We start from the raw sequence: 1,639 nt of genomic DNA, 5'->3' as shown, positions 1-1,639 counted from the left end.
GCACTCTAATAATAATTTGTCTAGGGATACTCGCATATGGTTATATATTCCACACAAAGAACACTACGAGTGATCTTCCTCAAATAATAGGGTATAACCTACCTTTCGCGCTTTTGTTCTGGGCGATCTTCTATTCTGTCGTTGGACAGAAACAGGGCATTAAAAAGTCTTTTATGTCTTTTATGGCTATATATGGTTCATTTATAGCCAGCGATCTGATTAGCCAACAGCAAAAGGAAAAAGAAGCCTCTATAATGTTGGCTGAGATACTGAAAAGTTACAATGTTTTAATCAGTTCGGTTACTAACGGAAGTCGTGAGCAATATATAGACATCTCCGCGTTTGACACAATACCTAAAGCTAAGGGTGTTTATGGTGAAGTAGAACATTTCACGAAAACATTACTTATAAAAATTGCAAAATTTAGAAACGAATACCAAAAAGAGGTTGACGATATTAATATAGACACATTACTGGACCCCACAAGACTAAGGCAGGATAAAGATCTCCGCGAGAGCAAGTTATTAATACACAAGGCCAAAGATGTCGTCGATAAATATAGAGCCCTGTCTTACAAGTTGCTTGAGGATTCACGACTGGACATCATAAGTCTAAAAATAAGTGATGACCAAAAAAAGATTATGCTACGCGGATATGACCGCACCTTGATAGAGTCACGTAAAATAATGGACGTTATATGGGGGTTGGAATATAATATCATTCTAGAAGCCGAGAAGATTATTGATTTATTAAGCAAAAAGAAAGGAGCATGGCTGATTAAGAATAACGAGATTATCTTCAAACATGATAATGATATGACTGCATTTAACAATCACCTGATAGCAATACAAATCATGGCGCACAAACAAGAGGAGATAAGAAAGGATGGCATGTTGAAGATCTATAAAAATTTGTTGCCGCCACTCTCAGACGCCGTAAGCAACTAGACATGCGGCAATATTCGGCGACACGAGCCTTATGGTAACATGCTGATGGGTAAGTGATTATGAATAAGATTGCATCCATTTTATCTAGCATGAACGGGTGGCAGAGGCTCTGGTTTCTTATCAGCATAATACTCATCTTTCCATTTTCATATCATTACTACCACAACACCATTAATTTAGAAGAAGTAAAGCACGACGATACATTTTATGACGTATTCAATGAAAGCGACAAAGACATGTTAATTCTTGATCGCGAATACATAGAGTCAATACTAAATCCTCCTCCGCCTGCGCCTGCACCTGAAGCCGCACCCGCACCCATGTCACCGTCTCTACCACAAACTGTATCTAACAATAATATCGAAAAAGACACTAGGGTTATCGTGAAAGTGCCGAATGGCCATGTTTTAGTATTTAAGGAGGATTACGGATTAGATGCAATGAGACTCGTTGGAAAGAAATACATAGATAGACTAAAGCATGAAGCAGTAATTTATAATACGGCACTACTAGTAAAATACCTATTTTTTTGGGTGTTATGCTGTATCGCCTTATACTCCTTAGGCTATGGCATAGCCTGGGTCAACCGTGGATTTGAAAAGAAGCCAAGAAGTGCTAAATAAAGCCCTTCCCCTAAAACAAGATCCTGATTATCAATGAGCCTCAGCCAGCTTTACGAGTCGATACGGCAT

2 protein-coding genes are annotated in these 1,639 nt (G+C 38.6%); both read left to right on the top strand.

What is annotated here, in order from left to right; translation table 11 throughout:
- Window positions 1-947 (top strand): hypothetical protein (locus NZM04_08645; protein MCS7064089.1); only part of this gene is annotated, 947 nt, incomplete at its 5' end.
- An 89-nt stretch (window positions 948-1,036) separates the two neighbouring features.
- Window positions 1,037-1,570 (top strand): hypothetical protein, encoded by a 534-nt coding sequence (locus NZM04_08640; protein MCS7064088.1) that lies wholly within the window; start codon window positions 1,037-1,039, stop codon window positions 1,568-1,570.
- Window positions 1,571-1,639 lie beyond the last annotated feature (69 nt).

It is taken from the genome of Candidatus Methylacidiphilales bacterium, from assembly GCA_025056655.1.
GTDB lineage: Bacteria > Verrucomicrobiota > Verrucomicrobiia > Methylacidiphilales > JANWVL01 > JANWVL01.
Note: the sequence above shows the minus strand (reverse complement) of the source record. Positions and strands in the feature narration are given on the sequence as shown.